This is a genomic window from Synechococcus sp. W65.1 (assembly GCF_047461615.1).
GTDB lineage: Bacteria > Cyanobacteriota > Cyanobacteriia > Thermostichales > Thermostichaceae > Thermostichus.
Map to the genome: position 1 here is coordinate 107,979 of NZ_JANSHI010000003.1, position 25,705 is coordinate 133,683.

28 protein-coding genes and 1 tRNA gene are annotated in these 25,705 nt (G+C 60.1%); 19 read left to right on the forward strand and 10 right to left on the reverse strand.

Annotated features, from left to right (window positions below; genetic code table 11):
• Positions 1-178: 178 nt before the first annotated feature.
• Entirely contained in the window at positions 179-1,570 is a 1,392-nt protein-coding gene (locus tag NW806_RS02905) for a serine/threonine protein kinase (RefSeq protein ID WP_414409937.1), read from the forward strand.
• A 3-nt stretch (positions 1,571-1,573) separates the two neighbouring features.
• On the opposite strand, the gene NW806_RS02910 is transcribed toward NW806_RS02905, so the two are convergent.
• Both NW806_RS02910 and NW806_RS02915 read right to left on the reverse strand, forming a co-directional pair.
• A complete protein-coding gene (locus tag NW806_RS02910; RefSeq protein WP_414409938.1) occupies positions 1,574-1,885 on the reverse strand; it encodes a hypothetical protein in 312 nt (103 codons plus the stop codon).
• A gap of 122 nt (positions 1,886-2,007) precedes the next feature.
• Positions 2,008-2,304 carry a hypothetical protein gene (locus tag NW806_RS02915; RefSeq protein ID WP_414394512.1) on the reverse strand — a complete coding sequence of 99 codons (297 nt, stop codon included), beginning with the start codon at positions 2,302-2,304 and terminating at the stop codon, positions 2,008-2,010.
• Between the two features lie 301 nt (positions 2,305-2,605).
• On the opposite strand from NW806_RS02915, the gene NW806_RS02920 reads away from it, so the two are divergent.
• Genes NW806_RS02920 through NW806_RS02930 form a run of 3 tightly spaced genes read left to right on the forward strand, consistent with a single transcriptional unit; the run spans position 2,606 to position 4,659 of the window.
• Positions 2,606-2,935 (forward strand): phasin family protein, encoded by a 330-nt coding sequence (locus tag NW806_RS02920; protein ID WP_414409939.1) that lies wholly within the window; start codon positions 2,606-2,608, stop codon positions 2,933-2,935.
• A gap of 48 nt (positions 2,936-2,983) precedes the next feature.
• Positions 2,984-3,589 (forward strand): 3-isopropylmalate dehydratase small subunit, encoded by a 606-nt coding sequence (gene leuD / locus NW806_RS02925; RefSeq protein WP_414409940.1) that lies wholly within the window; start codon positions 2,984-2,986, stop codon positions 3,587-3,589.
• Complete coding sequence (locus NW806_RS02930) at positions 3,568-4,659, forward strand: SAM-dependent methyltransferase (protein WP_414405942.1); 1,092 nt, start codon at positions 3,568-3,570, stop codon at positions 4,657-4,659. The genes leuD and NW806_RS02930 overlap by 22 nt, the downstream gene beginning before the upstream one ends.
• Here NW806_RS02930 and NW806_RS02935 read toward each other — a convergent pair.
• Positions 4,635-4,829 carry a hypothetical protein gene (locus NW806_RS02935; protein WP_414409941.1) on the reverse strand — a complete coding sequence of 65 codons (195 nt, stop codon included), beginning with the start codon at positions 4,827-4,829 and terminating at the stop codon, positions 4,635-4,637. The genes NW806_RS02930 and NW806_RS02935 overlap by 25 nt on opposite strands.
• Before the next feature lie 133 nt (positions 4,830-4,962).
• Between NW806_RS02935 and NW806_RS02940 the strand changes: the two genes are divergently transcribed.
• Complete coding sequence (locus tag NW806_RS02940) at positions 4,963-5,196, forward strand: hypothetical protein (protein WP_414394500.1); 234 nt, start codon at positions 4,963-4,965, stop codon at positions 5,194-5,196.
• Positions 5,197-5,256: 60 nt separating this feature from the next.
• Entirely contained in the window at positions 5,257-5,682 is a 426-nt protein-coding gene (locus NW806_RS02945; RefSeq protein WP_414409942.1) for an NfeD family protein, read from the forward strand.
• A 20-nt stretch (positions 5,683-5,702) separates the two neighbouring features.
• Here the strand turns inward: NW806_RS02945 and ndk are convergent, their stop codons facing one another.
• From ndk to NW806_RS02960, 3 genes are all read right to left on the reverse strand, one after another.
• A complete protein-coding gene (ndk, locus tag NW806_RS02950) occupies positions 5,703-6,158 on the reverse strand; it encodes a nucleoside-diphosphate kinase (protein WP_414394494.1) in 456 nt (151 codons plus the stop codon).
• Positions 6,159-6,246: 88 nt separating this feature from the next.
• The gene (locus NW806_RS02955) at positions 6,247-6,918 is read right to left on the reverse strand and encodes a HupE/UreJ family protein (RefSeq protein WP_414409943.1); all 672 of its coding nucleotides are present in this window, start codon (positions 6,916-6,918) and stop codon (positions 6,247-6,249) included.
• A 49-nt stretch (positions 6,919-6,967) separates the two neighbouring features.
• Complete coding sequence (locus tag NW806_RS02960; protein ID WP_414409944.1) at positions 6,968-7,480, reverse strand: hypothetical protein; 513 nt, start codon at positions 7,478-7,480, stop codon at positions 6,968-6,970.
• A gap of 66 nt (positions 7,481-7,546) precedes the next feature.
• Between NW806_RS02960 and NW806_RS02965 the strand changes: the two genes are divergently transcribed.
• From NW806_RS02965 to NW806_RS03000, 8 genes are all read left to right on the forward strand, one after another.
• Positions 7,547-7,867: an MGMT family protein gene (locus NW806_RS02965; protein ID WP_414394488.1), complete on the forward strand. Its 321-nt coding sequence runs from the start codon at positions 7,547-7,549 to the stop codon at positions 7,865-7,867.
• Between the two features lie 189 nt (positions 7,868-8,056).
• Entirely contained in the window at positions 8,057-10,012 is a 1,956-nt protein-coding gene (locus tag NW806_RS02970; RefSeq protein WP_414409945.1) for a bifunctional metallophosphatase/5'-nucleotidase, read from the forward strand.
• A gap of 109 nt (positions 10,013-10,121) precedes the next feature.
• Entirely contained in the window at positions 10,122-10,649 is a 528-nt protein-coding gene (locus NW806_RS02975) for a hypothetical protein (protein WP_414409946.1), read from the forward strand.
• A 40-nt stretch (positions 10,650-10,689) separates the two neighbouring features.
• On the forward strand, positions 10,690-11,148 hold the full coding sequence (locus tag NW806_RS02980) for a GUN4 domain-containing protein (protein WP_414405948.1): 459 nt from the start codon (positions 10,690-10,692) through the stop codon (positions 11,146-11,148).
• A 13-nt stretch (positions 11,149-11,161) separates the two neighbouring features.
• Entirely contained in the window at positions 11,162-11,869 is a 708-nt protein-coding gene (locus tag NW806_RS02985; protein ID WP_414405949.1) for a DUF1995 family protein, read from the forward strand.
• Positions 11,870-12,121: 252 nt separating this feature from the next.
• The gene (gene sufU / locus NW806_RS02990) at positions 12,122-12,610 is read left to right on the forward strand and encodes a Fe-S cluster assembly sulfur transfer protein SufU (protein WP_414409947.1); all 489 of its coding nucleotides are present in this window, start codon (positions 12,122-12,124) and stop codon (positions 12,608-12,610) included.
• A gap of 211 nt (positions 12,611-12,821) precedes the next feature.
• On the forward strand, positions 12,822-13,415 hold the full coding sequence (locus NW806_RS02995) for a hypothetical protein (RefSeq protein ID WP_414409948.1): 594 nt from the start codon (positions 12,822-12,824) through the stop codon (positions 13,413-13,415).
• Between the two features lie 129 nt (positions 13,416-13,544).
• Positions 13,545-15,068 carry a S10 family peptidase gene (locus NW806_RS03000; RefSeq protein ID WP_414409949.1) on the forward strand — a complete coding sequence of 508 codons (1,524 nt, stop codon included), beginning with the start codon at positions 13,545-13,547 and terminating at the stop codon, positions 15,066-15,068.
• 18 nt (positions 15,069-15,086) lie between these two features.
• Here the strand turns inward: NW806_RS03000 and cysS are convergent, their stop codons facing one another.
• A complete protein-coding gene (gene cysS, locus NW806_RS03005; protein ID WP_414409950.1) occupies positions 15,087-16,592 on the reverse strand; it encodes a cysteine--tRNA ligase in 1,506 nt (501 codons plus the stop codon).
• A gap of 441 nt (positions 16,593-17,033) precedes the next feature.
• Between cysS and NW806_RS03010 the strand changes: the two genes are divergently transcribed.
• The 4 genes from NW806_RS03010 to NW806_RS03025 all read left to right on the forward strand — a co-directional run bounded on the left by NW806_RS03010 (position 17,034) and on the right by NW806_RS03025 (position 21,689).
• Entirely contained in the window at positions 17,034-18,503 is a 1,470-nt protein-coding gene (locus NW806_RS03010; RefSeq protein ID WP_414409951.1) for a LysM peptidoglycan-binding domain-containing protein, read from the forward strand.
• 86 nt (positions 18,504-18,589) lie between these two features.
• Positions 18,590-19,912: an FIST N-terminal domain-containing protein gene (locus tag NW806_RS03015; RefSeq protein ID WP_414409952.1), complete on the forward strand. Its 1,323-nt coding sequence runs from the start codon at positions 18,590-18,592 to the stop codon at positions 19,910-19,912.
• Between the two features lie 190 nt (positions 19,913-20,102).
• Positions 20,103-20,858 (forward strand): response regulator transcription factor, encoded by a 756-nt coding sequence (locus tag NW806_RS03020; RefSeq protein WP_414394455.1) that lies wholly within the window; start codon positions 20,103-20,105, stop codon positions 20,856-20,858.
• Positions 20,859-20,906: 48 nt separating this feature from the next.
• Positions 20,907-21,689, forward strand: coding sequence for an S-adenosyl-l-methionine hydroxide adenosyltransferase family protein (locus NW806_RS03025; RefSeq protein ID WP_414409953.1), 783 nt, complete (start codon positions 20,907-20,909; stop codon positions 21,687-21,689).
• Between the two features lie 379 nt (positions 21,690-22,068).
• Here NW806_RS03025 and NW806_RS03030 read toward each other — a convergent pair whose 3' ends face one another.
• The gene (locus tag NW806_RS03030; RefSeq protein ID WP_414409954.1) at positions 22,069-23,130 is read right to left on the reverse strand and encodes a histidinol-phosphate transaminase; all 1,062 of its coding nucleotides are present in this window, start codon (positions 23,128-23,130) and stop codon (positions 22,069-22,071) included.
• 85 nt (positions 23,131-23,215) lie between these two features.
• Positions 23,216-23,289, reverse strand: a tRNA-Asp gene (locus tag NW806_RS03035).
• A 49-nt stretch (positions 23,290-23,338) separates the two neighbouring features.
• Between NW806_RS03035 and NW806_RS03040 the strand changes: the two genes are divergently transcribed.
• Positions 23,339-23,815 carry a hypothetical protein gene (locus NW806_RS03040; protein ID WP_414409955.1) on the forward strand — a complete coding sequence of 159 codons (477 nt, stop codon included), beginning with the start codon at positions 23,339-23,341 and terminating at the stop codon, positions 23,813-23,815.
• A 9-nt stretch (positions 23,816-23,824) separates the two neighbouring features.
• On the opposite strand, the gene NW806_RS03045 is transcribed toward NW806_RS03040, so the two are convergent.
• Positions 23,825-25,468 (reverse strand): protein kinase domain-containing protein, encoded by a 1,644-nt coding sequence (locus NW806_RS03045; RefSeq protein ID WP_414409956.1) that lies wholly within the window; start codon positions 25,466-25,468, stop codon positions 23,825-23,827.
• Between the last annotated feature and the right edge of the window lie 237 nt (positions 25,469-25,705).

The window sequence follows — 25,705 nt, forward strand, 5'->3', positions numbered from 1 at the left end:
CAACCTTTGACGGTTATTTACGAAGTTTTCTCCTCGCGCCTAGGGGCCAAGTTTTTGACTGGCTAGGGCAAATCCAAAACGCACGGCTGCCCTTGGTGCCGTTAGCCTGCTGCAGGTGGGTTTGGGTGAGCGGCTACTATGGAGCTGAGCAAAAAAGGGGCCCCAGAAGCAAAGGAGTATGGCTTCAGAGCTTCCCGTTTTGCGCCAGCGGTATCAGCTGGAGCGGCGGCTGAGCAAGCGCAGCGGCAGACACACCTACCTGGCACGGGATCTCCTCACCTCAGAGCCAGTTGTGATCAAGCTGCTCCTGTTTGGGCCGGATTTCAACTGGGACAATCTGAAGCTGTTTGAGCGGGAAGCCCAAGTCCTACAGACCCTCTCCCACCCAGCCATTCCCCGGTACCGCGATTGCTTTGAGATTGCTCTGAAAGGGGGGCGCGGCCTGGCGCTGGTGCAAAGCTACATCGAGGCTCCCTCCCTGCAGGAGTGGATGGAGCGAGGGCGGCGTTTTGCTGAGCCGGAGGTGCGCGACTTGGCGCAGAAGCTGCTACGCATCCTCATCTACCTCCACGAACTCCATCCGCCGGTCATCCACCGGGATCTCAAGCCCAGCAACATTCTGTTGGCAGCCGACGGGCAGGTGTACCTGGTGGATTTTGGCTCTGTGCAGGCTGCTGCCCCACGGGAGCAGGGATCCTACACTGTGGTGGGAAGCTACGGCTACATGCCCCTGGAGCAATTTGGCGGCAGAACTGTGCCCGCCTCCGATCTCTACAGCCTGGGCGCCACGCTGATTCACCTGCTCACGGGCCAGCATCCGGCGGACTTGCCCCAGGAGGGATCCCGAATTGGGTTTGAGCAAGCGGTGCAACTGAGTCCACCTTTTCGCGACTGGCTGCGGTGGTTGACGGAGCCTCTGGTGGCGAATCGTCCCGCTTCCGCCCGGCAGGCCCTGGAGGCGCTGGAGCATTTGGATCGTCGTCCCGCCTTGATTCCCTCAGACGCAGCAGCAGTCCCTCCTCGACAGCCAGCAGGCAGCCGGATTCAACTGCACAAGTCCGAACAGACCTTTCAGGTGGTGATCCCGGCCCGGCAAACCGGTGTTTTGGCGTTGCTGCCTTTCGCCATCGCTTGGAACTCCGTCATCACCTTTTTCACGATCATATCGGTTGTGCCTGCGCCTTTTCCGGTCAATCTGGTGGTTGGCCTGTTCACCCTGCCCTTCTGGAGGGTGGGGTTGGGGATGGCGGGCGGGATCCTCTACGGTCTATTCGGCAAAGTCCACCTACGGATCGACACAGAATACATTCGCCTGGCTCACGAGGTGTTTGGCCTGAGGTTTCGCAATGTTCCCCCCAGTCGGCGATGGGATATTGACCGGCTAGAGCTGATCCCACGCCGTATCCGACGGGATTCCGATGGGAATCGGGTGGAGGTAAGCCCACAGTTGAACATCTGGGCAGGCATCCGCAAGTACGAGCTAAGAGATCTGCAGGAGCCGGAGTTGGAGTGGCTGGCCGCGGAGCTGAGCCGTTGGCTGAAGATCCCGGTTGAACGGCAGAAGGTGTAGTTGTCAATCCAAATAGGCGCTCAACTCCTGCTCCAATGTAGGCAGTTGCACCTCTCCCTGCTCCAGCTCTTCCAAATCTTCCAGTTGTTTGCGCAGGCGGGCAATCCGCTCTTGCAGGCACTCCTTGATGCCTTTGGCCCCCAGACTAAGGCAACTGCGGCAGATCTCGCCATAGATTTGGCCGCGGTCGTTGTAGACTACCGCCAGCAGCACCTGCTGCCCCTTCCTCTGGATAGGGGTGACCCATCCGCCGCAGATAATGCAGGGCACGCGGCCATTGCCCGCGTAAATGCTGCGTTCCCAAACAATTTTCACGCTCGGCCTCGCTAGACTTTTGCCCACCAGGATAAAAACTGCAAGGGATCTCTTGTCAGCCTGGATCCCTCCCTCTCTCCCTCAAGGAGAGCAGTTGGGGATGACGGCAAGATCGCTGGTGTCTAGGCGTTGGGTTGGGCCGGCTGGCTAGGCTGGGAGCGATCGATGGTGCGGTAGGTGAGGCTGGCTGCTACCTCTAGGGCTTTGGCAGCGTCGCGGAAGTAAAACCCCAGCTCCTCATCTTTCTCAGTGCGGTTGGGCTTATTGAGCTTGGCCTTGAACTGCACATTGCAATACATGGCCAACCCCACCAAAACCTCGGACAAACCATGCTGGTTGATCAACCGTTCCAGATCCGTAAGCAGGCTTTTGATCAGGGCATTGGCTACCGGTTCTGGCAAACTGTCCAGGTCGTGCATTGGGTTTCCTCAGCAAACGAGATAGTAGTGGGATCCCGGTCCCTTACTCCTGATCTTCCCGCATCTTTTGGGGAATGCTCAACGCTGTTGCTAGCGCTTTGGCGTTTTCACTGAGGGCAAGGATTCCTGCAGGCGCTCCGCGCTGCCAGCAACAGTTCTGGGCCGAAGCCCAAGTACTCTTTTGAGTTGGCAGAGGCCATTTGTTATGATGGCAGAAACCGTCCCGAAGAAGGGGGCTGGAAATCCGGTCTTTGGTCATGGAGACCCGTGCCGTTGGTCAAGCGTTCTCGGGAGGGCAGCATTGGACAATAGCAGTATCTTACGTCAGCTCTTGCTCGTGGGCGTTGGCACCACTACGCTGCTAGCGGAGCAGTTGAAGAAGGCTGCCGATGAGCTGGTGCAAAAGGGGCAGCTTAGCTCAGAAGAGGCCTCTAACCTCCTCAACAACCTGCTCAACCAGGTGAAATCTGAACAGAGCAACCTGGAATCCTACGTGCAGCGGCAGGTGCGCAACGTTTTGCAGGACTTAGGTGTGCCTTGCCAGTCGGAAATGGACGAGCTGCGCGGGCGGTTGGATCGCCTGGAGCGACAAGTGCGCAACTTGGAGAACCAGCTCTACCGCCGCTTCTGACCGTTAGCCAGTCTCTAAGCTGAGGCTGAAGTTCTCGCAAGAGTTTGCATGGCAAGCGAAGTTTTAAGCATCACAGGCCGAGGGATCCCGCTGGTGGGCAATGACATTGACACCGACCGGATCATCCCGGCCCGCTTCCTCAAATGCGTCACCTTTGATGGCTTGGGCCAGCACGTGTTTGCTGACGACCGCGCCCAAGCGGCTGGCCAGCACCCCTTTGACCTGCCTCAGTACCAGGGTGCGGAGATTTTACTGGTCAACGCCAACTTTGGCTGTGGCTCCAGTCGAGAGCATGCCCCCCAAGCCCTGGCCAAGTGGGGGATTCGAGCCCTCATTGGCGAAAGCTTTGCCGAGATCTTTTTCGGCAACTGCCTGACTCTAGGGATCCCCTGTGTCACAGCGCCTGCGAGCGTGATTCAAACTCTCCAAGAGGCAGTGGCCAGAAACCCAGAGCTCCTGTTAACACTGGATCTCCTCAACAAACAGGTGCGCTGGGAAGACAACGCCGCCGCCGTCGAGATCCCGCAGGGGGCTTGGCAGATGCTGGTGCAGGGCACTTGGGATGCCACGGCGCAGTTGCTAGCTGCCCGCAACCGCATTCAGGAGGTAGCTGCCTCTTTGCCTTACCTGCGATGGCAGCGAGGAGCCCGCTGAGCAGGTCGCTTTCCCCTGCTACCCACCAGTGGCTGGGCAGCGCTGACCCAAAGTTTCTGGATCTGGCAAGGCGGGAAATCGTGGCTGCGGATCCAGAGGCCGTCGTCCAGCTCCTTCCCGAGGCCACGGGGTTGATGTGGGTGTGCAGCCGGCGTTCCTTTGCCGACCTTGCCCAGAGCTGGCAGGCCAACCCACCTATTTTTTTGCGCCACATCTGTCCCATCCAGCGGGAGCTTTGGCTGGACGAGGGATCCCTGGCAGGACTCCGCCTAGATGAAGAGCTGCTGGCCGCCATCAACCCGGCCCTCAGCTTTTCCGTACAGACGCGCCTATTTGGCAAGCTCAACTTCAAGCCCTTTCAGATCAACGAAGCCCTGGCAGCCCAGGTAGTGGCGGCAGTGGGATCGCCGCTGCAGGTCAGGGATCCCCAACAGGTGATCTCGGTGGTGATCCTGGCTAACTCGACAGGGATCCGAGTTTGGCTAGGCTTGTCGCTGGCTGAGCAAAACCTCTCCAACTGGGCGGGCGGCATCCATCGCTTCCGCCGCGATCCCGGTCAGATTAGCCGCTCTGAGTTCAAGTTGCTGGAAGCCATCCAGGTGTTCCACATCCCTTTGCAGCCAGGAGGGCGGGCTTTAGATCTGGGGGCAGCACCAGGGGGATGGTCGCGTATCCTGCGCCTCTACGGGCAGGAGGTAACAGCGGTGGATCCGGCGGCATTGGACGAGCGTCTCCACTCCGATGCCGGCATTTGTTACCATCGCCTCAGCGCTCAAGCCTACCTGGCCCGCTGTAGGGAGCGGTTTCACCTCATCCTCAACGACATGCGCCTGGATGGCCGCACCTCTGCCCACCTGATGACAGCCTTTGCCCCTCATCTGGAGCCAGAGGGGGCAGCCCTGATGACCTTAAAACTTCCCTCCCGCCGCCGCCTGCGGGTGCTGCAGCAAACGCTCGATATCCTAAGCAGTACCTTTGCCGTGGTGAGGGCACGCCACCTGTTCCATAACCGCAGCGAAGTCACCCTCTACTTGCGAAAGGGAGCTCAATCGGCGGTTTCCACTACCTGAATTTCCCGGTGCAGCACCTTCTCGCGGATGGACTCTAGCAAGTGCAGCTCCTCGGGGGAGATTTTGCCATCGGAGCGGATAGCGCTGACGATTTGATCCAACTCAGTGCGGGTTAACTTCTTATCTTCTAGGGCCTGCTCTACTAGGGCCTGCAGTTGTGCAAACTCCATGGAATTGCTGCTCCTCTTGAGCGGCTCTCCTCACCCCCTCTACCCTATCCCCGTCAGCTCTGATCCCCGGCAAGCGCAAGATTCTCTTCAGGTATCCTAAAGAGAAGATGAAACCGCAGGAGAGGAAGACCCTATGGCTGGCCCGGATCCCCAAAGCTTTGAGCACGACTGCGCCACACTGTGCCGGGATGGATGTGTCCTGGGCGAGGCCTGCCCCCACCGAGAGGCAGCCCGTCGAGCGGTGGACTTCATCATGAATACAGACTGGGAGACGCTCATGCGGCTTGCCGAGTCCAGGAACCTGCCCAAGACTCCTCCCCAGGAAGATCCCTTGCAGTTTTTGGAGAACTACCGCCTAGGCGGCTAGTCCCTGCCCAGCCTCCAGGTGCCGCGGCTCATAATAAACGTAGTGGGATCCTTGGGCTCTATGGTATGGCCTTGGCTTGCCTTTGGCTTGCTTCTGGTTGCCTCTGAGCTGTTTTTGCCGGGACTGGTGGCTGGTCCAACGGGTGTGGCGGCGCTGGGGGCTGCTCTTTTGGCTTATTGGGGGCTGCCGGCTTGGGCCCAGTTCTTGGCCTGGGTGCTGCTCTCGATTGCGCTGATCCTCCTCAGCCAACGCCTGGTACCTAAGGGCCCGGCCCAGTTGGAGGATATCCTGAAAGAATCGCGGGAAGCGCGGGCAGTTACAGCCATTCCGCCAGGGAAGCAGGGGCGAGTCTCCTATCTTGGCTCCACCTGGAACGCCAAATGCAGTATTCCTGACGTGGAGATCCAACCCGGCCAGGAGGTATACGTGGTCGATCGCAAGGGCAATACCCTCATTGTGATGCCAAACCAGCTGCTTGAATCTTGAGGCTTGGAGCTCTCTGGCATTTAGGGCTCCTCGTAAATCCAGCTTTGGGCAGCAGGGATCCAGTTCACCAGCTCGGAATCTCGGAACCAGAGGGCAATCTCCCGCTGGGCGGTTTCCGGGCCATCAGATCCATGGACAAGGTTGCGGCCAATGTCAATACCAAAGTCGCCGCGGATGGTGCCTGGCTCGGCTTCTAGGGGATTGGTTTTGCCGATCAGCTTACGAGCAGCAGCAATCACCCCTTTGCCCTGCCAAACCATAGCCACCACCGGCCCCGAGGTAATAAACTTGACCAAACTGGGGAAGAAGGGGCGCTCCCTGTGTTCAGCATAGTGGGCTTCTGCCAGCTCTTGGCTTACCTGCACCAGCTTCAGGCCTACCAATTGGTAGCCCCGACTTTCCAGGCGCTGGATGATGGTGCCCACTAGACCCCGCTGCACGCCGTCCGGCTTGATGGCGATAAAGGTGCGCTCCATGGGATCTCCCCTTGTTGTTACCTATCTTCACCGTTATCCTTGTACCGGATCGGGGATCCCGAGCGCAAGGGAGCAAAATTAGCGCTTTTTACGCGCCCACCACTGCCAAGATCAGGAAGGCAGCCCCCACCACTGTAATCGCCCAGCCGGCCCAGCGAGTTAAGCCAGGGATCCGCAACCCCCAGCGTTCTGCTGCCCAAAGGGCCAGGAGAGCTACCCCATACTGGACGGTGCTCAACCCCAGTAGATATCCCACCCAAGGCATGGGTTGGGCGCCGATAATGGTTTCGGCGTAGGCATAGCCATGGAATAGCCCCGCCAGGGATCCCCCTATTAGCAAGAGCCAACTTGGGATCTGCCGCGGTTGCACCAGCAGCAAGCCGAAGAGAACCACGGAAGAGGCAATGGCCAGCTCCGTCAGTCCCAGGGGGTCCCAGCCGGCCAGGTGGATCCCAGTGCCCACCAGACCTGCCAACACAAAGCCCAAAGGGATCCCGTAGCGCCAGGGCTGCCCCGCCGCCACAAGACCGATGACCACGACGAAGGCCAGGTGATCCAAGCCAATGACAGGGTGAGCCAGCCCGGAGAGAAATCCCTCCCAGGCCGTTGCAGGCAGTTTCCCTCCCAGGGCGTGGTGGGCAAAAGCCGGCGAAAAAAACCCCGTAACTGCCAGTGCACCCCCAGCAGCGGCAAAGCTGGGGATCCCTTCCTTCCGCCACCGCCCAAGCGGCGATGGGACTTGCTGCCACAGCCAGGACATGCTTTTGGACCTCCCTGAGTTCTCTCAATAGCTGCCCAGACCTCCCAGTCTAGGAGCGCTCTCTGTACCCCTGCAGGTTCTCCGGCTCAAATTGGCGCAAGATCCGCGTGGCCTCGCGGAGGCGGGTTTCATTCTCTTCCTCCACAATGAGTACGTACTTACCCGCATTGAGGCGGTTGCGGTAGGCCAAGGCATCGCCGGAGCCACTGGTCAGGCCCACCCCGCCCCCCACAAAAAAGCTGCCCATGGCCCCGCCCAGGGCACCCAACAGGCCGCCGATCAGGTGGTTGCCTATAGGTCCCGCCCAGGCAAAGGTATCCAAACCACTCAAAACGCTAAACCCCACCCCCGCCAAAAAGCCAAAGGGCACTAGCCAAATGGCCAGGCGCTGCATCTGGCGGCGCGCGGCTTGGGCCGGGTCGATTAGCCCAAACTCTTCCACAGTTTTGTAGCCCCGCCCCAGTAGGTGCAATCGCTCCAGGGGGAAACCGGCCTGTTCCAGGGCGCTGTAGGCCGCCTCGGCAGCCAGGCGATCCGGCAGTACCGCAATTAGGTAGCTCATAGGTTAAAGGGTCGGTGCCCGTCATCAGCCAATTCCATTGTCTACAGAGTTTAGGGAGGGATCCCTGTGAGCCTCTACCAGCGCTTCTATGAAGTCGTGCGGCGGATCCCGCCGGGGCGTGTAGCTACCTATGGGCAGGTGGCGCGGCTTGCCGGCTGTCCTGGCTATGCCCGACAGGTGGGCTATGCCCTGTTTCGCCTGCAAGGTCAAGAGACCGACATCCCCTGGCATCGGGTAATCAACGCCCAAGGGCGCATTTCCTACTCCCCCTTTCGCCTTGGCTACGACGACTTGCAAAAAGTCCTACTCCAAGCTGAAGGGATCCCCTTTGACGCCGAAGGTCGGGTGGATCTGCAGCAGTTTGGCTGGGATCCCCGGGAAGCTTAACCTGCGCTTGACCTAACCTTAAACAGGTCATACCGAAATCTCCTGTCCAGCCTTGGTAACGTGAAGGCGGATGCGTCTTGAGTGGTCATGAAACCAGCTGGTCGTGCTCGAGGGGCTGCCCCTGCTGAGGGAGGGCTTCCAGCTTGGCTGAACGCTCTGGCCAAGTTCCTGCGGGTTGGGCTGTGCTGCTTGCTGCTGAGCCTGGCCAGCGCCTGCGGTACCACCGACAGTAGCTCAGTTCCTCCAGCCGGCGGCGGGGCAGGGTTTATCGCCTCAGATCCCAACGTTAGGCTCTCCTCTCAGCCGCCCGCTTTTACCCTGCAAATCCTACATGCCAGCGACTTGGAAGCCTCGATCGCTGCCGTACAAGATGCGCCGCGCTTCTCGGCGGTGGTGAACGCTCTGCGCCCCCAATTCCCAAATACGGTGGTGCTCTCCAGCGGCGACAACTACATTCCCAGCCCCTTCTACAACGCCAGCGCGGATCCCTCGCTGCGGGGCCGGTATGACCGCACCCCTGGCAAAGCCGACATGGAAATCCTCAACGCTATCGGTTTTGAGGCGGCTGCCTTTGGCAACCACGAGTTTGACCAAGGCACGCGCCAAATTCGCGACTTGATCCGACCCGACACCAGCCGCGGCTACGCAGGTGCCCGCTTTCCCTATTTGAGCGCCAACCTCAGCTTCAGCGGCACTGGTGAGTTGGCCAGCTCTGACTTTGCTGCCGATGGCCAAGAGGCCAGCTCCATCCGCGGCAAGATCGTCAAGACAGCAGTGATTACCGTGGGAGGAGAGCGAATCGGCCTGTTGGGAGCCACGACCACGCGCCTAGCTGCTATTTCTAGCCCTGGTCCTGAGGTGAGGGTGGAAGGCAGGGTGGACGACACCGACCAGGTCAATGCTGCCCTCATCCAAAACTTCGTTAACCAACTCACTGCGCAGGGCATCAATAAGATCATCCTCCTAGCCCACCTGCAGCAACTCCAGAATGAGGTGACCCTGGCCACCCAGCTGCGGGATGTCGATGTCATCATTGCGGGTGGCTCCCACCGCGTCCTTGCCAAGCCCACTGACCGCCTGCGCCCCGAGGATGTGCGCACGGGCGACTACCCCATTTTGCGCACCTCGGCTAGCGGTCAGCCGGTGGCAGTGGTGAACACCGGCGCCAACTACCGTTACGTGGGCCGCTTGGTGGTTAGCTTCGACGCCAACGGGGTGATTGCCCGCATCGATCCGGTGAGCGGCGCCTACGCCACCGATGACCAAGGGGTGGCAGCCGTGCGCGGCACTCCCAATCCCGAGGTGGTGCGGATTGCCAACGAGATCGGCAGCATCATCCGCGCCAAGGATGGCCGTACCTTTGGCTCTACCACCCAATTCCTCAACGGCCTGCGGGCCGAGGTGCGCACTGAGGAAACCAACTTGGGCAACCTCACGGCCGATGCCAACTTGGCCTACGCCAGAACTGTTGACCCCACCACCGTCATCTCCCTCAAAAACGGCGGCGGCATTCGCGCTCCCATTGGAGCTACCACCGGCGGCGGCGGCGGCGAGCCAGTACGGCGGATCCCTCCGGTGGCCAACCCTGAGGCTGGCAAGCAGGCGGGCCAAATTTCGCAATTGGATATTGAAACTGCTCTTGCTTTCAACAACGGCCTGTCCTTGGTGACTGTCACCGCCGAGGAGCTCAAGCAGATAGTAGAACATGGGGTGGCCCAAACCCAGCCGGGAGCTACACCGGGCCGCTTCCCGCAGATTGGCGGCTTTGCCTTCAGCTTCGATCCCTCGCGGCCACCGGGATCCCGCGTCATCTCCCTGCGGGTGGATACGCCCAGGGGCCCGGATGTGGTGGTGCGCAACGGCCAGTTGCAGGGTGATCCCCGCCGTACCTTCCGCATGGTGACGCTGGACTTCTTGGCCAACGGTGGGGATGACTATCCCTTCCCGCGCCTGTCCAACCCCAACCGGGTGAACTTGGCCCCCGGCTCCGGCCTCACCTTCGATACCCCTGGCAGCGAGCAGGACGCTCTGGCTCGGTACTTGCGGCAGATCGGCGTGTTTACCCAAGCCGACACCCCGGCTGCCCAGGATACCCGCATCCAGAACCTCTCGGTGCGCCAGGATACGGTGCTGCAGGGTTTGTAGTCGGAGCCGGTTCAGGCACGCTGCCCCTTCCCTAGGTGGGGAGGGGGTTAGCATTGGATTGGAATTACACTACTATCGAGCAAAACCCACCTTCCCTCCTCTCGCCCCCATGACCCTGGAAACGTTTTTTACTCAGCTTAACGACAACGGCTTGACGATTGCCCTCTTGCTCTTTGCTGCCCCCTGGTTGGTTTGGGTTCTCTGTCACTGGATCCCTGGGCAGTGGGAAGAGCCGTTTCTGCTCAGCCTAAACCTCGGCTTGGCAGCGGTAAGCCTTGTCTTCTGGGCGGGTTACTTGGCCTACGCCACCAACACAGCCGGCTGGGCAGCGGTGGTGAAGCAGGCGAATATGTTCCTGTTGCTGGTTCCTCCTTACTATTTCCTCGCCTCCATCTGGGTGGCCCGCCAGCGCATGCCCCTCTCGCGGGTGCCAGCTTTTCGCACGCTGCAAGGGATCGGCCTTTTAGCGGCAGCCTATCTGATTTTTTCTTGGCTCAGCCGCCGGGTTTATGTTGTCTTCTTTTCCTACCTACCCTTCTCGACTTTCCTGTGGATCCTGGCGGGGCTGTTGGGGGTAGCCTACATTGGCTATCGCCTCCTCCTCGGGGATCCACCCCGGTACCCGCCCGAAAGCTGAGGGGACTAAGATATCGAGGAAGACCTTTGGCAGCTGGGCAATGGTAACCGTCCCTCTGATCTCAGCCCTGAACATCGACTACCGGCCTTTGCAGGAGTTGTTGTCGGCGGGAGCCTGGCGGGAGGCGGATCGCCTAAGTCTGCAACTATTGTGTCGCGCAGCAGGAGAGGGGGCAGTGCGGCGGGGCTGGCTGTATTTTTCCGAGGTGAGCCGGATCCCGGCAGAGGATCTGCGCACCATCGATCGCCTCTGGCGGGCAGCTTCCGGAGATCGCTTTGGCTACTCGGTGCAGCGGCAGCTATGGCTGGGGGTAAATCGCAATTGGGAGCGCTTTTGGTCGCTCATTGGCTGGAAGCAAGGCTACCACTGGACCCGCTACCCTGACGAGTTTACCTGGGATCTGTCTGCCCCCAAGGGCCACCTGCCCCTTTCCAACCAACTGCGGGGGGTGCGGGTGTTGGAGGAGTTACTCACCCACAGGGCTTGGGAAGAATCTTAAGTTGGATTGACCTGTGACCGAGCACCTACAACTAGCCCAATTTCCTAATTTACCTGTCGACCTAGCCCAGGCCTGTGAGCAGGCCATCCAGGCCACACAGCTGGCCATACAAGCAGGGTATCGCCGCCTGCTCATCGAGATCCTCGCTCCGGAGATTAAGCCAGAAGTCTTGGCTCGTCCGTTCTTGCAGTTGCTCCAGCCACCGGCCTTGGTGTTGTTTAGTGATGCCGGCGGAGCAGCGCTGGCCCAGCGGGAGTGGGGATCCCTGCCCGAAGGAGTGGAACTGCAGAGCCTAACGGCCCGTACCCAGCCCACCCCAGAACAGAGCCTTCTCTTCGTCATGCCCGCCGTCTACAACTTGGATCAGGTGGAGCGGGTTTGCCAGGCGGTCAGCAGCAGGGATCCCAAGCCCGTTGTTCTCCTCAACCCGCAGCTCCAGGATGCGGCCACGGTAGGAGTAGGGTTAGCCGGTCGGCGGCTGCGCCAACGCTTCCTGAGTACCTTTGAGACCAGCTACTACCTGCGCTCGCTGGCGGAAGGGGCTCTGTTCCGCGCCTATCCGGATCCCTGGAGCGTGTGGCAGCAGGAGGAGTCCGGCCTCTACAGCGTCCTCCAGACCTTTAGAGCCCGGCCCAGTGGCGAAGAAGTGGCCGAGCTGTTCCAGGCTCGCCGAAAAGGAACTCCCTGGTGGAGCTGGCGGCGCTGGTTGGGATTCCTCTGAAAGCCGTTTGCGGCCCCGACTAGACCTCTGCTGGTTCTAGCCGACCGTAAGCCCCTTGCTGGTTTGGCCACCGACTTAGCCACAGCTTGTGGGGGAGCCACGCTCCCCAAAGTAGCCTCGCCATGGCTCCTGCCTAAAGCAGATGGGGATTGCCCCCTTTGCAAGCCCAACTTTGCCAGGAGCGAAGTTAAGATTAAGTTAGGCTCCTGAGGTTTTTATCTCTCCGGCCAAAGCGGCAATCTGGGAACAACGATGCCTCTTGACAACCTGCGCGGACTCTATCAACAAGTTATTCTCGAGCGCTACAAAAAGCCTCGCAACTTTGGCAGGGTAAATCCAGTTCATCGCCACCAACGTGGCCACAACCCCTCCTGTGGCGACACTATTGACCTCACTTTGCAACTGGATCCCAACCAGGAGCGGATCGTCGATATCAAATTCGAGGGAGAAGGTTGTGCTATTGCTCTGGCTTCCGCCGATTTGATGGCTGATGCTGTGCGGGGGCGTACCATCCCCGAAGCTCTACAGTTGGTGGAGCGCTTCCAGGCCATGATGCGGGGCGGCGAAGAGTTCCCTCGGGAGTATCGCTCCCTCAATGCCATGAAGGGAGTCGCCCAGTTCCCAGTGCGCATCAAGTGTGCCAACCTGGCTTGGCATGCTCTCAAACATGCGCTGCAATCCCCTGCAACCGATGACTCTGTAGAGGAGCCAGGTTTTGTTAGCAACGAAAGCATTGACTGAATCCTCATGGCTCAAACCGATAAATCTTAACTTGCAGTGAGACCTTAGCTGCCCCAAGAGCGCAGAGGGAGGCAACTAGAACTGCTCAAAGTTGAAGGCAAGGCTGCTCGGCTTGGAAAAAGAGCCGGAACTTTAACTGGATAAAATGTAGAGGAAACAGGCTGGGTAGCGCGGAAGGGCTGTGAGCCTCTATCTAACAGGGGATTTTGCGATGAGAGCCATTTTAGTAGCAGCCGCAATTGGTTTAACCGGGATCCCTGGGCTAGTCTCTTTGCCGGTGAAGGCGCAGGCCCTTTTCGAGTTGGGAACCTACCGCCTTGATCAGGGGACCATTATCCCCGTCGGCAGCCTCAGCAGCGAAGGGCCGCAGTACTTTTATCCAGACACCATCTATCCTCTGGAGGTGGCTGTTACTCAGAACATTTTCGACAGCCAGGGGCGTTTAGTAATCCCAGCCGGCAGTCGCGTTTTCGGACAAATGGAGCCAGCCCCCGGTGGATCCCGCTTTGTGGCCACCTCCATTGTCCTTGGCGGTCGCACCTATAGCCTGCGGGCTTCTTCCAGCGTCCTTCCCGACGAGAAGGATCCCCGGCAGTACACACCTAGGGCCATTGCCGAAGATGCAGCTATCGGGGCAGCCGCTGGCGTGTTGCTGGGGGCCCTCACAGGCAACCTCTCGCCAGGTAACGTTCTGGGGGGCGCGGTAGCTGGAGTAGTGGTGGGGAATGTTACCGCTCCCCAGGTAGTGGTGCTGCGTCCTGGTCAGTCTTTTTATTTGACCTTAGAAGCTCCGCTGGCTTTGTAGGATTGGTGGACGTTGCTTCATCTAGCCAGCTAGGGGATCCCTCTAGCCCAGTGGTAGGGGGAAGCTAAAGGCAGCGCAAGCCCCGGCATTTACGCCCAGCGCTCTGCCCCAATGGAGGAACCTCAGACTATGGCAGTAGAACCCAAGTCCACCCCTGCCCTGCACGTTACTGAGCACATCTTTACCGCTGGCGGAGAGCCCTTCCCCTACAAGGCCTTGGCTGGCTGGCAAAGGCTCTTCCGCCGAGAAAAGCCCGTAGCAGAGATCTTCCACGTCGCCTACTTGCAGCAGGACTCTGACCCCCGGCACCGCCCTCTTACCTTCGTTTTCAATGGAGGGCCAGGGGCTGCCTCTGCCTATCTGCACATGGGATCCCTAGGGCCGAAACGCATCCGCTTTGGGCCCAACGGTAGTCTGCCGCCCTCGCCGGTGCAACTGGTGGATAACGCCGAAAGTTGGCTGCCCTTTACCGACCTAGTTTTTGTTGATCCAGTAGGAACCGGCTTTAGCCGCGCCCTCACCGAAGACTCCCAATCCTCCAAAGCGTCCCAAGAAGCAACGGCAACCTCTGCCCCCAAGCCTGCTCCGCTGCAGGACAAGGAGGAGCCTCCCAAAGAAGCGCCCTTCTGGGATGTGGAGCGGGATCTCCAGTCCTTGGGCGAGTTTATCCAGGGCTTCCTTTCGCGCCACAAACGCTGGCTCTCTCCGATTTTTATCGCTGGTGAGAGCTACGGGGGGTTCCGGGTAGCACGGCTGGCCAAGGAGCTGCAGTCCAAGTTTGGCGTGGGCCTCTCAGGGGCGATTCTCATTTCGCCAGCGCTTGAGTTTGGGTTGCTGGAGACCAACGACTACAACCTCAGCACCTGGGCCATGCTTTTCCCTTCCTATGTAGCCACGGCGGCCCATCATGGGCGATGTGGCTGGGGGGAGGATTTGCAGATCCTCCTGCCCAAAGCGGAAAACTTTGCCCGGCAACGTCTGTTGCCTCTTCTGGCCATGGGGGAGGCGATGCCGGAGGCAGAGCGGCAGGCTATCTACGCCGAGATGGCGGCAGGGATCGGCCTGTCGGCGGAGTATGTGGCCCACAAAGGGGGGCGGATCGACCCGGCTAGCTTTGCCCGCGAGCTGTTGCGCTCCCAGCGGCTGGTGTTGGGGCTTTACGACGCTTCTGTAACCACCGTGGATCCCTTTCCGGATCGACCTACCTTCGAGGGATCCGATCCCACCCTGGATGGGATAGATCGCCTGTTTACTGCTGCCATCAACAGTCACCTGCGGGAGACCTTGCAGGTGGAGACGGAGCTAACTTACCACCTCCTTAACCTGGAGGTGTTCAAGTCGTGGCGCTTTACTCCCAAGGGGGAGCTGAAGCAGGGCTTCATTGGCGCCATGGACGAGCTGCGCAGCAGCATGGCCCTCAACCCCCACATGCAGGTGAGCATCCATCACGGCTTTTACGATTTGGTTACGCCCTACTTTGCCTCCAACCACTTGGTGGATTTGATGAAGTTGGATCCCCGCCTCAAGGCCAACCTCCGCTTGCGCCACTACCGCGGCGGCCACATGTTTTACACCTGGGATCCCTCGCGGGCTGAGTGGTTTGCTGAGATGCGCGAGTTCTACCGCCAGGCCACCGCTAGCCTTTCAAGATAGACCGCTACCCCAGGCTTCCTACTCCCGCAGCCAACGAGTGGTGCCATCTTTTTGATCGATAAGGGTAATCCCCAAGGCCTTTAGCTGCTCTCGAATCCGATCCGCCTCGGCAAAGTTTTTTGCCCTGCGGGCTGCCGTGCGTTGGGCCACCAGCTCCTCAATCTGCGCATCTTCAAGAGGTGGAAGCTTGGCCAGTTCTCCCTTGGCAACGCCTTTCTCAGATCCCTGCGCAGTGGCAGGCTGGGTCCAGCAGAAGCCTAGGGTGGCCAGGATCTCCAGCAGAGCGGCGCCTTTTTGCCTTAGCACCTGCGGCTCCAGGTGGGTGCAGCCCTCGTGGGTCAACAGGTTGTGCTCGCGGATAAGTTCCTTGGCCAGTTCAAAAGCAAGAGCCAGTGCCCCAGGGGTGCCAAAGTCATCGTCCATGGCCTCCTGGAAGGCTTGCATGGCCTCGGCAGCAGGGGAGGCCGTCTCCCCTTGGCAGAACTGCTGGGCGCAGTGGATCCCTTTCTCGAGGGTTTCCCAGCCGCGGCTAGCCGCCTGCATTCCAGCCTCGGTGAGGTCAATCGGGCTGCGGTAGTGGGTCTGCAACAAGAACAGCCGCAGGGCCATGGGGTGGTAGAGGGCAAGGGCCTGGCGCAGGGTGGTAAAGTTGCCCAACGATTTGGACATCTTCTCGCCGTTGACCTTGACAAAGCCGTTGTGCAGCCAGTACTTGGCTAGCGGCTTGCCAGTAATCGGCTCCGATTGGGCCAGCTCGTTCTCGTGGTGGGGAAAGATGAGGTCTGCACCGCCAGCGTGGATGTCGATGTGATCCCCCAGGTTTTCCCGCACCATGGCAGAGCATTCGATGTGCCACCCTGGCCGCCCCCAGCCCCAAGGGGACTCAAACCCCGGCTCCGAGGGGGGAGCCGCTTTCCAAAGGGCAAAATCGAAGGGATCCCGTTTGCCGGCTCCTTCCTCTCCTACCCGGCCACTGGCCCCTGCCTCCAGCTCCTCCAGCTTGCAACCGGAGAGCTGACCGTAATCCGGGAATTTACGGACGGCGTAGTAGACGTCATAGCCTGAGATTCTCTCCTGGCAAGCCCGCACTCGATAGGCAAAGCCCTTGAGCTCCAGGGACTGGATTAGCTCAAAGATTGCCGGCAGGGAGCGAGTTACCCGGGGGTAGAGATCGGCCCGCTTGATGTTGAGGCGATCCATGTCCTGGAAATACTCGGCGATGAAGCGTTCTGCCACCGCCTGCATCGACTCGCCCCGCTCCAGCGCCCGCTTGAGGATCTTGTCGTCCACATCGGTAAAGTTCTGCACATACTTGACCCGGTAACCGCGCCACTCTAGGTAGCGGCGCACTGTATCCCACACCACATAGGTGCGCGCATGGCCCAGGTGGCAGAGGTCGTAAACCGTAACGCCGCAGACATACATCCGCACCAAAGGCTTCTCCCCAGGGGGCGTTTCCGCGGCAGACAGGGGCTGAAATACTTCTTTGCGCCGGGCCAAGGTGTTATAGACAACTAAAGCCATGGAAAGTCCCAGTTTGTAGTTGTAGTTTCAGATACAGCAAAGTGGGCTCTGTTTCCAAGAAGCGCTTTCCTCCTCCCTTGGATGAGGCTAGGCAAAATCGCAAGGGGTAGAAGGCTGGAATCATTGCAGGACAAGCATCTTAGCGGAGATTACCTGCGAAGACTTGTCTAGATTTACTAACTACGGTAACCTAACCTGAGTACAAAGCTTCGTTACATTGGCTTGAGCCTTGCCGCTTGCAAAGGCAGCTCATTGCCAGGGGCCTATTGCCTTGTTTTTAGCTTCTTCTCTTGCACTCTAGCCGTTGGTGTGAGGATGCCTCCAAAATCGACGCTCTCCAATTCCCAGAGGGAGGAGCTAGACATCCCGAGGGCTTTCTCTCCAGCCGAGGATTGGTTAGAGACCCCGCCAGCTCCGGATCCCTCTGGGGAAGGAGACAGGGTGCTCTCCGCTCTATCCAGACAGTGGTGGCCCGGGCTAGCCCTTTCTCTCAGCTTAGCTGGCCTAGTGTGGCTCCTGAAGCTGGAGGCGGATCCCGAGGCAGAGGCCTGGCAAGAGTCGCTGCCAAGTTCCTCTCAGGAACCAGCCTCTCCAGAGACAGGGGCTCCCTCGCGAGGGTATCCAGCCTGGGCCACCAGTCTTCTGCTGATGTTGGGCTTGGCAGGGGCTGCTAGTCTGCAGCAACGCCAGCTTTCTCGTCACCCTTGGGGAGCGAAGCTGGCCGAGCCGATCCCACCCTCCGTGTATACCCTGTCTAGTGCCCTGCAGCAGAACTACGAGCTGAAAAAAGCCCAACTGCGGCAAGCCTTCGAGGCCGGCCAGATCCCAACGGGGGAAGGGCCTAGAGGCATTCTCGAGCATGAGGTGCAACCGGGAGAAACCCTCTGGCGCTTGAGCCAGATGTACCAGCTCGATGCTGCCGCCATTACGGTCTCCAATCGCATTCAAGCGAGTACACCGCTGCAGCCAGGGCAAAAGTTGCTCATCCCCAGCCAGCCGGGGTTGATCTACACCGTCAAGCAGGGAGACACCCTGGAAGACATTGCCAAGCGCTATGGGGTTCCGCAGCAGCGGATCATCGAGGCTACTCCCCTAGATCGGCCGGAGTATCTGCGCATTGGTCAACGGCTGCTCATCCCTGGCGATGTGGGCGAGCTGATCCGGCGCGAGAAGGAGATGATCGCTGCCCAGAAGGCCCGCGAAGAGAAAGCCCAGCGCCAAGCTGCAGAACAGGCTCGACTCCAGGCCGAGGAGCGACGCCGCGCCCAGCGGAGGCCGCTAGAACGTCAGGAGGGATCCTTGACCCACACGGTGGAAGCTGGTGACACCATCGAGCGGATTGCTGCTCGCTATGGGGTAACCCAGCGGTCGATCATCCAGGCCAACAACCTGCACAATCCCCATTGGCTGCGCATCGGCCAACGCCTGATGATTCCGGCCCCTGGCAGGCAGCTCCCCCTCCCGACTCCCGCGCGCCAAGCCTGGCGACAGTCCCAAGCTCGGCCAGCGCTGGCAGCTCCGCCTCCCGTGGCCCGCAGCAGGAGCTTTATCTGGCCAGTCCCAGGGCAGGTCACCTCTGGCTTTGGCTACCGTCGCGGTCGCTTCCACTCGGGGATCGATATTGCCGGCCCGCTAGGAACCCCGGTTGTGGCCGTTCAGGAGGGGGTTGTGATCTTTGCCGGCAATGCCGGCGATGGCTATGGCAATTACGTGGATATTCGCCATCCCAACGGGATCGTTACCCGCTACGCCCACGGTCACCAGATCTACGTGTCCAAGGGCCAGTACGTGCAGCAGGGCCAGGTGATCATGAGCCGGGGCAACACGGGCCACAGCACAGGGCCTCACCTGCACTTTGAAGTCCGCCCTGGGGGGGGCGCGCCTGTGGATCCCTTGCTTTACCTACCCTGATCCCAGCGGGGCTAGCTGAGAACAACCACTCCGGGTATAAATTGCTAGCCTAAAAGAGCAAGCTCCCAACCTCTAAGAACAGGCCGATGCAGTGGGCAAACGCACTCTCCCAGCTTCCTTCCCTGGAAGCGGCTCTGCAGCAGGTGGTGGAGGAAGCCAAGGCTAAACTTCAGGCAGCTCAGCTCAAGAGTGCCTTGACCCGGCAAGTGCAGGTGGTAGGATCCGGCAGCTTGCCAGGATTGCTCACGGGCTACCTTCCCCCCCAGCCGCTGCGGCCCAACTTAGGGATCCTGTTTGTGTCAGCAGCCTTTGCCAGCGAGTACCTTCGCGTGCTGCCCTTATTGTCTGACTTGCTCGAGGTGGACGTTTTAGTTGGCTGCTCGGGTAGCGGCATTGTTGGCGGCGGTCAGGAAATTGAAGAAGGGCCGGCGGTGTCGCTCTCTTTGGCGGTGCTGCCGGATGTGGCGTTGCACCCCTTTCATCTGCGCGGGGATCAACTGCCAGACTTGGATGCCCCGCCTTCAGCCTGGATTGAGCAGGTAGGAGTTGCGCCCCAGGCCCAGCCCCATTTCTTGCTCTTAGCCGATGGATTTTCCTCCCGCATCTCCGAGCTGGTGCAGGGTTTGGATTTTGCCTATCCCGGAGCTGTCAAGGTGGGGGGATTGGCCAGTGGTGGCCGCGGTCCTCGGGGCAATGCTTTGTTTTTGCTGGATGCACGTACCTCCACCCCCCGGCGGGAGCTGTATCGAGAAGGAACAGTGGGGCTAGCTCTCTCCGGCAACGTGGTACTGGATGCAGTGGTAGCCCAGGGGTGCCGTCCCATTGGGGATCCCTTGCGCGTTACCGAAGCAGAGGGCAACGTCATCCTCAGCTTGGAGGGGCGACCTCCCCTAGTGGTTCTGCAGGATTTGGTGGAACGGCTGAGCCCAGCGGATCGCCAGTTGGCTCGCCACGCTCTCTTCATTGGCCTGCTGATGGATGAGTTTAAGTTGGATCCGACGCCGGGGGATTTTCTCATTCGCGTGATTCTCGGCGTGGATCCGCGGGTGGGAGCCATAGCCATTGGGGATCGGGTGCGCTCCGGCCAGACCGTGCAGTTTCATCTGCGAGATGCCCAGACCTCGGCAGAGGACTTGCGGTCGGCTCTCAGGCGCTATTGCCTTGAGCGCAACTTGGGGCAAGACTCTGCCCTAAGCCCGCAGCCCTGGGGGGCGCTAATGTTCGCCTGTTTGGGGCGAGGCAAGGGGCTGTATGGCGTCCCCAACTTTGACTCGCAGCAGTTTCGAGAAATCCTGGGAGAAGTGCCGCTAGGAGGCTTTTTTTGCAATGGGGAGATTGGCCCCGTAGGGGGATCCACCTTCTTACACGGCTACACCTCCTGCTTCGGCATTTTCCGGCCCGCCCGCTAGCTTGTCTCCAGGTGCCCACCAACCGGAGGCCAGAGGCAGCATTCTATTGGGTTGAAAAGCTCTGGCCTCTAGCCGTGCTTGCCGGCTGCAATGGCCGTAGAATGCCAGTAAACTTTGAGTTGTAAAGCTTCGATTCTTTGTTAGCGACTTTAACAAAACGTTTTATCCGCAGTTCGGGCTGCAATCCTCTATGGCTCGCATACTCATCATTGAGGACGATCCTTCAGTCCTAGATATTCTGCGTATCAATCTGGAGTTGGCGGGCTACGAAGTTGTCAAGGCTACGGATGGGGTTCGGGGTCAGGCGCTGGCTTTGCAAACTCTCCCCGATCTCATCATTCTCGACCTGATGCTACCCCAAGTAGATGGACTGACGGTTTGCCAACGGCTGCGGCGGGAGGAGCGCACCAGCGATATTCCCATTTTGATGCTGACTGCCCTTGGCCAGACTCGGGACAAGATCGAGGGCTTCAACGCCGGTGCCGACGACTACCTGACCAAGCCCTTTGAGGTACAGGAGCTGCTGGTGCGGGTACGGGCTCTGTTGCGCCGCGCCGACCGGATCCCGCAAACGGCCAAGCACGGCGAGATCCTCACCTATGGCCCCCTGACGTTGGTGCCGGAGCGGTTTGAGGCGGTGTGGTTTGGCAAAACCGTTAAGCTCACCCACCTCGAATTTGACCTGCTCCACTGCCTCTTGCAGCGCCACGGCCAGACAGTCTCCCCCAGCGAAATCCTCAAGGAGGTATGGGGCTACGATCCCGACGATGACATTGAAACCATCCGTGTCCATATCCGCCACCTGCGCACCAAGCTGGAGCCGGATCCCCGCCACCCCCAGTACATCAAAACTGTCTATGGCGCAGGCTATTGCCTGGAGTTGCCCAACATCGCCGAGCCCCTTCCGCCCCAGCCGGAGCTGGCAAAAGACTCCCCCTCCACGTGAAAACCCCCTGCAGGAGCAGAGGGTAGGCAAGCGCTGCTTGACCCGCCAATGAAAATCATTAGCTTACTCACGGATTTTGGTCTTCAGGATCCCTACGTGGGCATTCTCAAGGGGGTGATTTGGGGGATTGCACCCCAGGTGCAGTTTATCGACCTCAGCCACGAAATCCCGCCCCAGGACGTGGCAGCAGCCCGTTTTGCCCTGATGACGGCTTACCCCTATCTGCCTCCAGGCAGCATTCACCTGGCAGTCGTGGATCCGGGGGTGGGAACTCGGCGGCGGGCAGTGGCCATCCAAACCCAAACTGGCTACCTGGTGGGCCCCGACAATGGCCTTTTTAGCGGCATTTTGGAGCAATCTCCGCCTCTAGCTGCTGTGGAACTCACCCGGTCTCAGTACTGGCGCACTCCCTCTCCCAGCCGCACCTTTCACGGGCGGGACATTTTTGCCCCTGTGGCTGCCCATCTGGCCAACGGGATCCCTTTGGCAGAGCTGGGGGATCCTCTAGACGTGGCCGAGCTGGTTCGCTGGAGCTGGCCGCCACCGCAGCTGGAGAACAATGGCTGCCGGGGAGTCATCCAGGCTATCGACCACTTTGGCAATGGCATCACCAACCTGCCGGGTCAGTGGGTGGAGGGACGGCACTGGAGCGCCTGGATCAAAGGCGTTGCCATTCGTTCTGCAGCCACCTTTGCCGAGGGAAGCGAAGGCGAGCTACTGGCTTTGGTGGGCAGCGCCGGCTGGGTGGAGATTGTGCAAAACCAAGGCAACGCCAGCCGCAGCGTCGACTTCAAGGTAGGGGAGGAAGTGCGCTTGGAGTGGCTTGGCTAGCTTCCTCGCCGCCAACTTCCTGGGAGAGGGAAGGCCCGGCAGGTTGGCTTTCGACCGTTCCGGCCTCTGGCGCAGTTGCTCCCCCTTGAACTTTGACAGCCTGAGCGGCTTCGGCCTTGGGCAGGGTATGGCCAAGTGCTGAGCGGTGGCCTCAAGGTGGAAGCGCTCCGGATTAGCTCCCGGCACCCACCCTTGAACAGTGTAGGCTTCGCCGCTTTCCAAGACCTGCAGTGGCGTGGGGAAGGGACTGCGGGGACACTCTCTGGAGCACGCGCACCTCAACCTCCTTGCGTAAGCTGAACAAGCGCTCGGATCCCGCTTCTTCAAGAGCGTCGTTTTGGGAAGGAGGGCAAGCCGATCCCCGAAGGAAGGGATCCCCTTACCTCCCTGACTGTAAAATCTGCCGCAAGCGCTCCAAGGCCCGTTGGTTCTCCTCAGAACTACCCACTGTCAGGCGTAGCCCGCCGCCGCTACAGCGCACACAGGTTCCTAGCTCCTGCCAGGCCCGCTGCAACTCTTGGGGATCCCAGCCGGCTACCCGAAAGTAGAGAAAGTTAGCTTGGCTAGGCCACACCCGCACCCCCGGCAGCTCTTGCAAAGCATGGTAAAGGGCTTCCCGCTCCTGACGAATGAGGGCCACATCGGCCAAAAGCTCGTCGGCATGCTCTAGGGCAAGCTGGGCGGCCCACTGGGAAATGGCTGAGAGGTTGTAGGGTAGGCGGATGGCCTCTAGCACCTGGATGAGCTGAGGATGGCCAATGGCATAGCCCACTCGGTGAGCTGCCAGGCGAAAGGCTTTGGAGAAGGTGCGTAGGATAACCCAGTTGGGGTGCTCTGCCAACTTGGGCAGGGCTGTGTGCTGGCTGAACTCGAAATAGGCTTCATCTAGGATGACCAGGACTTCCTCGGGTAGCCCCTCCACCCACTCCCACTCAGCCGCCGTTAGACCATTGCCGGTGGGGGAATTGGGATCCACCAAACACACCACCCGCACCTGCTGCTCTGTCATAGCCTCTTGGCACTGCTTTAGATCTAGGGCAAAGGTCTCGGGGTGGCGGGGCACGCGCACCACCGGGATCCCAAGGCTCTCCGCCAGGATGGCGTACATGGAGAAGGTGGGCTCTGGCACCAAAATGCCGCCCCTGTCGCCCAGGCAGGTGGCAATCAAGAGGGATCGGATGAGCTCGTCGGAGCCGTTGCCCACGCTAATCTGCTCAGGAGCCGCCCCTGCATAGGCTGCAATGGCCTGCTTGAGGCGCCGATGCTGGGCATCGGGATAGCGGTTGCTCAGGATCTCCTCTTCCCAGAGGAGAGAGAGCTTCTGCTTAAAGCCCACCGGCCAATCCCAAGGAAACTCGTTGGCATCCAGCTTGTCGGCCGTCAAGGGCGGCACGGCAGCGTAGGGCTGCAGCTGAAGCAAATCTGGGCGCAGATACCGCAAGGCACATCTCCCTGACGGGACAGGGTACCTATAGTAGCAGGGCTGACCTCCTTGCCAAAGTAGGCTAGAGTGTTCCCAATGGGTACGGGGCTGACGGGGCTCGAACCCGCAACTTCCGCCGTGACAGGGCGGTGCTCTAACCAATTGAACTACAGCCCCAGGAGCTGCGAATACTCATTCTGAACCTAAGTAAGGGTGGTTGTCAATCATGGTGCCTAGTCTGGCGGCCCAGGCCGCAACCCTGGTGGAGGAAGCCCCGCAGAACGGGATCCCGGCCGCAGCGATGCAGCAGGTAACGGCAGTGCTTACCCAGGTGGCCCAGCATCTGGATCACCTGCAGTACACCATCCTACGCTACCCCGATGGCGGTTGGCTAACGGCACGAGTGGAGGAAAACTCTCCAGGAAGGGAGCCCATCAGCCATCTTTGGATCCCAGCTTTTGGCCATCTAGAAGATGCCCAGGCGACGCTGGCAGAGCTGCGGGAGCAGGCACCGGAGCTGGAGACAGCCTCTTTCAAGGTTTTGGAGCTGTTGTTCCTGTCCCTGGGGTTTTCCCACGCCAATGGCATTGTCTTTTACGACCAAGCGGGGGATCGGCGGCAAGGGAAAGCCGTCAATTGCCGGCTTTTAACAGAACAAATCAACCAGGCCCTGCGCCAAGTCATTCCTCCCCCTCTTGCCTGAGGCAGAACGTCAGTTCAAGATGGCTCCCTGGCGGCGGGCAAACTTACGCAACTTCTCATCCATCTGGGCTCCCCGCAGATCGGCTTTGGAGAAGTTGGTGAAGCGCTTGCCCTTTTCCTCAGACTGATGCAGCAGCGAGGCCCTGCTGCCTACAGACCAGAGCACGGAGCTAGCCACCGCCACCGCGATCCCGGCTGCTCCCAAGGCGTAAGCCACGTTGCGCGTGGTGAGATGGACAAGCAAAAACCCCAGGCCCGCCGATCCCAGGAGTCCTCCCAGGCCTGCTAGGATCCCGCCCAGGGTCTTGGCCGAGCCAAGAAGCCGGCTCAAAAAGCGCAGCCAGCGGGGCTGAGGGGTGTTGAAGCGAACCCCCCGCAGATCGGCTCCCTGCAGGTTGGCTCCCGAGAAATCGGCCCCCCGCAGATCGGCGCGGCGCAAATCGTAGCCGGCCAAGTTCCGGTTAGCAAAGGACTTGCCCCGCAGATCCGCTCCAGCCAAAGACGGGATCCGCGGAGGGGTAGCCGGCTTCATGCGCCCGCTGCCGGCAATGCGGCTAGTCAGACCCACGTGGGTAGAGCCGGTAGGAATGGATCCTGGAGGCAGTAGGCCCCCCGCTTCGGGCTGAGGGAGTGGCTTAGGCGAAAACCCATCGGTTCGAGGTAGAGGAGGAGAGGTTAAAGGTCGCCTGTCCCAATGGTTTGAGATCAGCGAGGGGCTGGAAGGGGCAGCCAGGGGAGAGTTGGGCAAGAGGATTGGCTGGGGGGTGGAGCCGATTCCTTGTAGAGCCCGCAGCACCTCGGTAGCCGTGGCAAAGCGCTGGCTGATGGCCGGTTGCAGCATACGGCGCAAAATGGCGTCGAACTCAGGGCTGAGCTGCAGGCGATCCGACCAATCCCACTGGCCTGTGTTGTGGTTGTAGAACTTGGCCGGCGACTCCAGCGTCATCAAATTGAGGCAGGTAGCAGCCAGCGCGTAGAGATCGCTAGCGGGGCCTACTGCCTGGCCAGCCATCTGCTCCGGCGGAGAAAAGCCCAGGGAGCGGATGGCCGTTCCCTCCTCCGACACCTTGTGGCCCGGCCCGAGCTGCTTCACGGCCCCAAAGTCAATCAGCACCAGGCGGCCATCTTCCTTGCGGCGAATGAGGTTGGCCGGCTTGATATCGCGGTGGACAGTGTTGTGGCTGTGGACATAGCTGAGGATGAGCAGCACCTCCTGCATCACTTGCCGGGCTTGTTCTTCGGAAAAAGGCCCGTTACGCCGCACCTCCTGGGCAAGGGTGATTCCCTCGATAAACTCCTGCACCAAGTAAAACTTGCCGCCTTCCTGGAAGTGGGCATAGAGCGTGGGGATTTGCGAATGCTCCCCCAGGCGCTCCAACACCTCGGCTTCGCGGTTAAACAGCTCCTCCGCCAGCTTGGCCAGTTGGGGCGAATTTTCCACTGGGCGCAACTGCTTGATCACCCGCCAGGGCTTGGAGGGCATGTCCTCATCTCGAGCTAAGAAAGTAGCGCCAAATCCCCCCTGTCCCAAGCGCTTGAAGGCCCGGTAGCGATTGCGCAGCAGCAGCGGCTGTCCACAGGCAGCACAGGTGGAGGCATCCGGCGGATTTTCTGGCTGCGGACAGTTAGGATTGAGACAATAGCAGCTAAGCATACCCCTCCAAACGCTACCGGCTGACGTCTAGTCAACCAAGACGGGGCCAATGGCTAGGCAAGCGCGTCGCTAGAGACACCCCTAGGCTAGACCAAGGAGAGGTGAATTTTACACCTCTAGCTCTAACAGGATGATTCTAGCGTTTGCCCACGCGGGCTCAATCGGAGAAATGCTTAGATTGTGCTGCTTTGACTGGCAGTGTCGACAAAACCCAGACCTCCAGAGTTCGACTGCCCC

Bases quoted from the DNA above. Each gene is read 5' to 3' on its own strand.
- cysS (WP_414409950.1), bottom strand. From the start codon at position 16,592: ATGGCTTTAGTTGTCTATAACACCTTGGCCCGGCGCAAAGAAGTATTT.
- NW806_RS02905 (WP_414409937.1), top strand. From the start codon at position 179: ATGGCTTCAGAGCTTCCCGTTTTGCGCCAGCGGTATCAGCTGGAGCGG.
- NW806_RS03015 (WP_414409952.1), top strand. From the start codon at position 18,590: ATGCAGTGGGCAAACGCACTCTCCCAGCTTCCTTCCCTGGAAGCGGCT.
- ndk (WP_414394494.1), bottom strand. From the start codon at position 6,158: ATGGAGCGCACCTTTATCGCCATCAAGCCGGACGGCGTGCAGCGGGGT.
- NW806_RS02930 (WP_414405942.1), top strand. From the start codon at position 3,568: ATGGCAGCGAGGAGCCCGCTGAGCAGGTCGCTTTCCCCTGCTACCCAC.
- NW806_RS02945 (WP_414409942.1), top strand. From the start codon at position 5,257: ATGGTATGGCCTTGGCTTGCCTTTGGCTTGCTTCTGGTTGCCTCTGAG.
- NW806_RS03020 (WP_414394455.1), top strand. From the start codon at position 20,103: ATGGCTCGCATACTCATCATTGAGGACGATCCTTCAGTCCTAGATATT.
- NW806_RS02995 (WP_414409948.1), top strand. From the start codon at position 12,822: ATGAGAGCCATTTTAGTAGCAGCCGCAATTGGTTTAACCGGGATCCCT.
- NW806_RS03045 (WP_414409956.1), bottom strand. From the start codon at position 25,468: ATGCTTAGCTGCTATTGTCTCAATCCTAACTGTCCGCAGCCAGAAAAT.
- NW806_RS02960 (WP_414409944.1), bottom strand. From the start codon at position 7,480: ATGAGCTACCTAATTGCGGTACTGCCGGATCGCCTGGCTGCCGAGGCG.
- NW806_RS02935 (WP_414409941.1), bottom strand. From the start codon at position 4,829: ATGGAGTTTGCACAACTGCAGGCCCTAGTAGAGCAGGCCCTAGAAGAT.
- NW806_RS03040 (WP_414409955.1), top strand. From the start codon at position 23,339: ATGGTGCCTAGTCTGGCGGCCCAGGCCGCAACCCTGGTGGAGGAAGCC.
- sufU (WP_414409947.1), top strand. From the start codon at position 12,122: ATGCCTCTTGACAACCTGCGCGGACTCTATCAACAAGTTATTCTCGAG.
- NW806_RS02915 (WP_414394512.1), bottom strand. From the start codon at position 2,304: ATGCACGACCTGGACAGTTTGCCAGAACCGGTAGCCAATGCCCTGATC.
- NW806_RS02975 (WP_414409946.1), top strand. From the start codon at position 10,122: ATGACCCTGGAAACGTTTTTTACTCAGCTTAACGACAACGGCTTGACG.
- NW806_RS02980 (WP_414405948.1), top strand. From the start codon at position 10,690: ATGGTAACCGTCCCTCTGATCTCAGCCCTGAACATCGACTACCGGCCT.
- leuD (WP_414409940.1), top strand. From the start codon at position 2,984: ATGGCAAGCGAAGTTTTAAGCATCACAGGCCGAGGGATCCCGCTGGTG.
- NW806_RS02940 (WP_414394500.1), top strand. From the start codon at position 4,963: ATGGCTGGCCCGGATCCCCAAAGCTTTGAGCACGACTGCGCCACACTG.
- NW806_RS02955 (WP_414409943.1), bottom strand. From the start codon at position 6,918: ATGTCCTGGCTGTGGCAGCAAGTCCCATCGCCGCTTGGGCGGTGGCGG.
- NW806_RS03000 (WP_414409949.1), top strand. From the start codon at position 13,545: ATGGCAGTAGAACCCAAGTCCACCCCTGCCCTGCACGTTACTGAGCAC.
- NW806_RS03025 (WP_414409953.1), top strand. From the start codon at position 20,907: ATGAAAATCATTAGCTTACTCACGGATTTTGGTCTTCAGGATCCCTAC.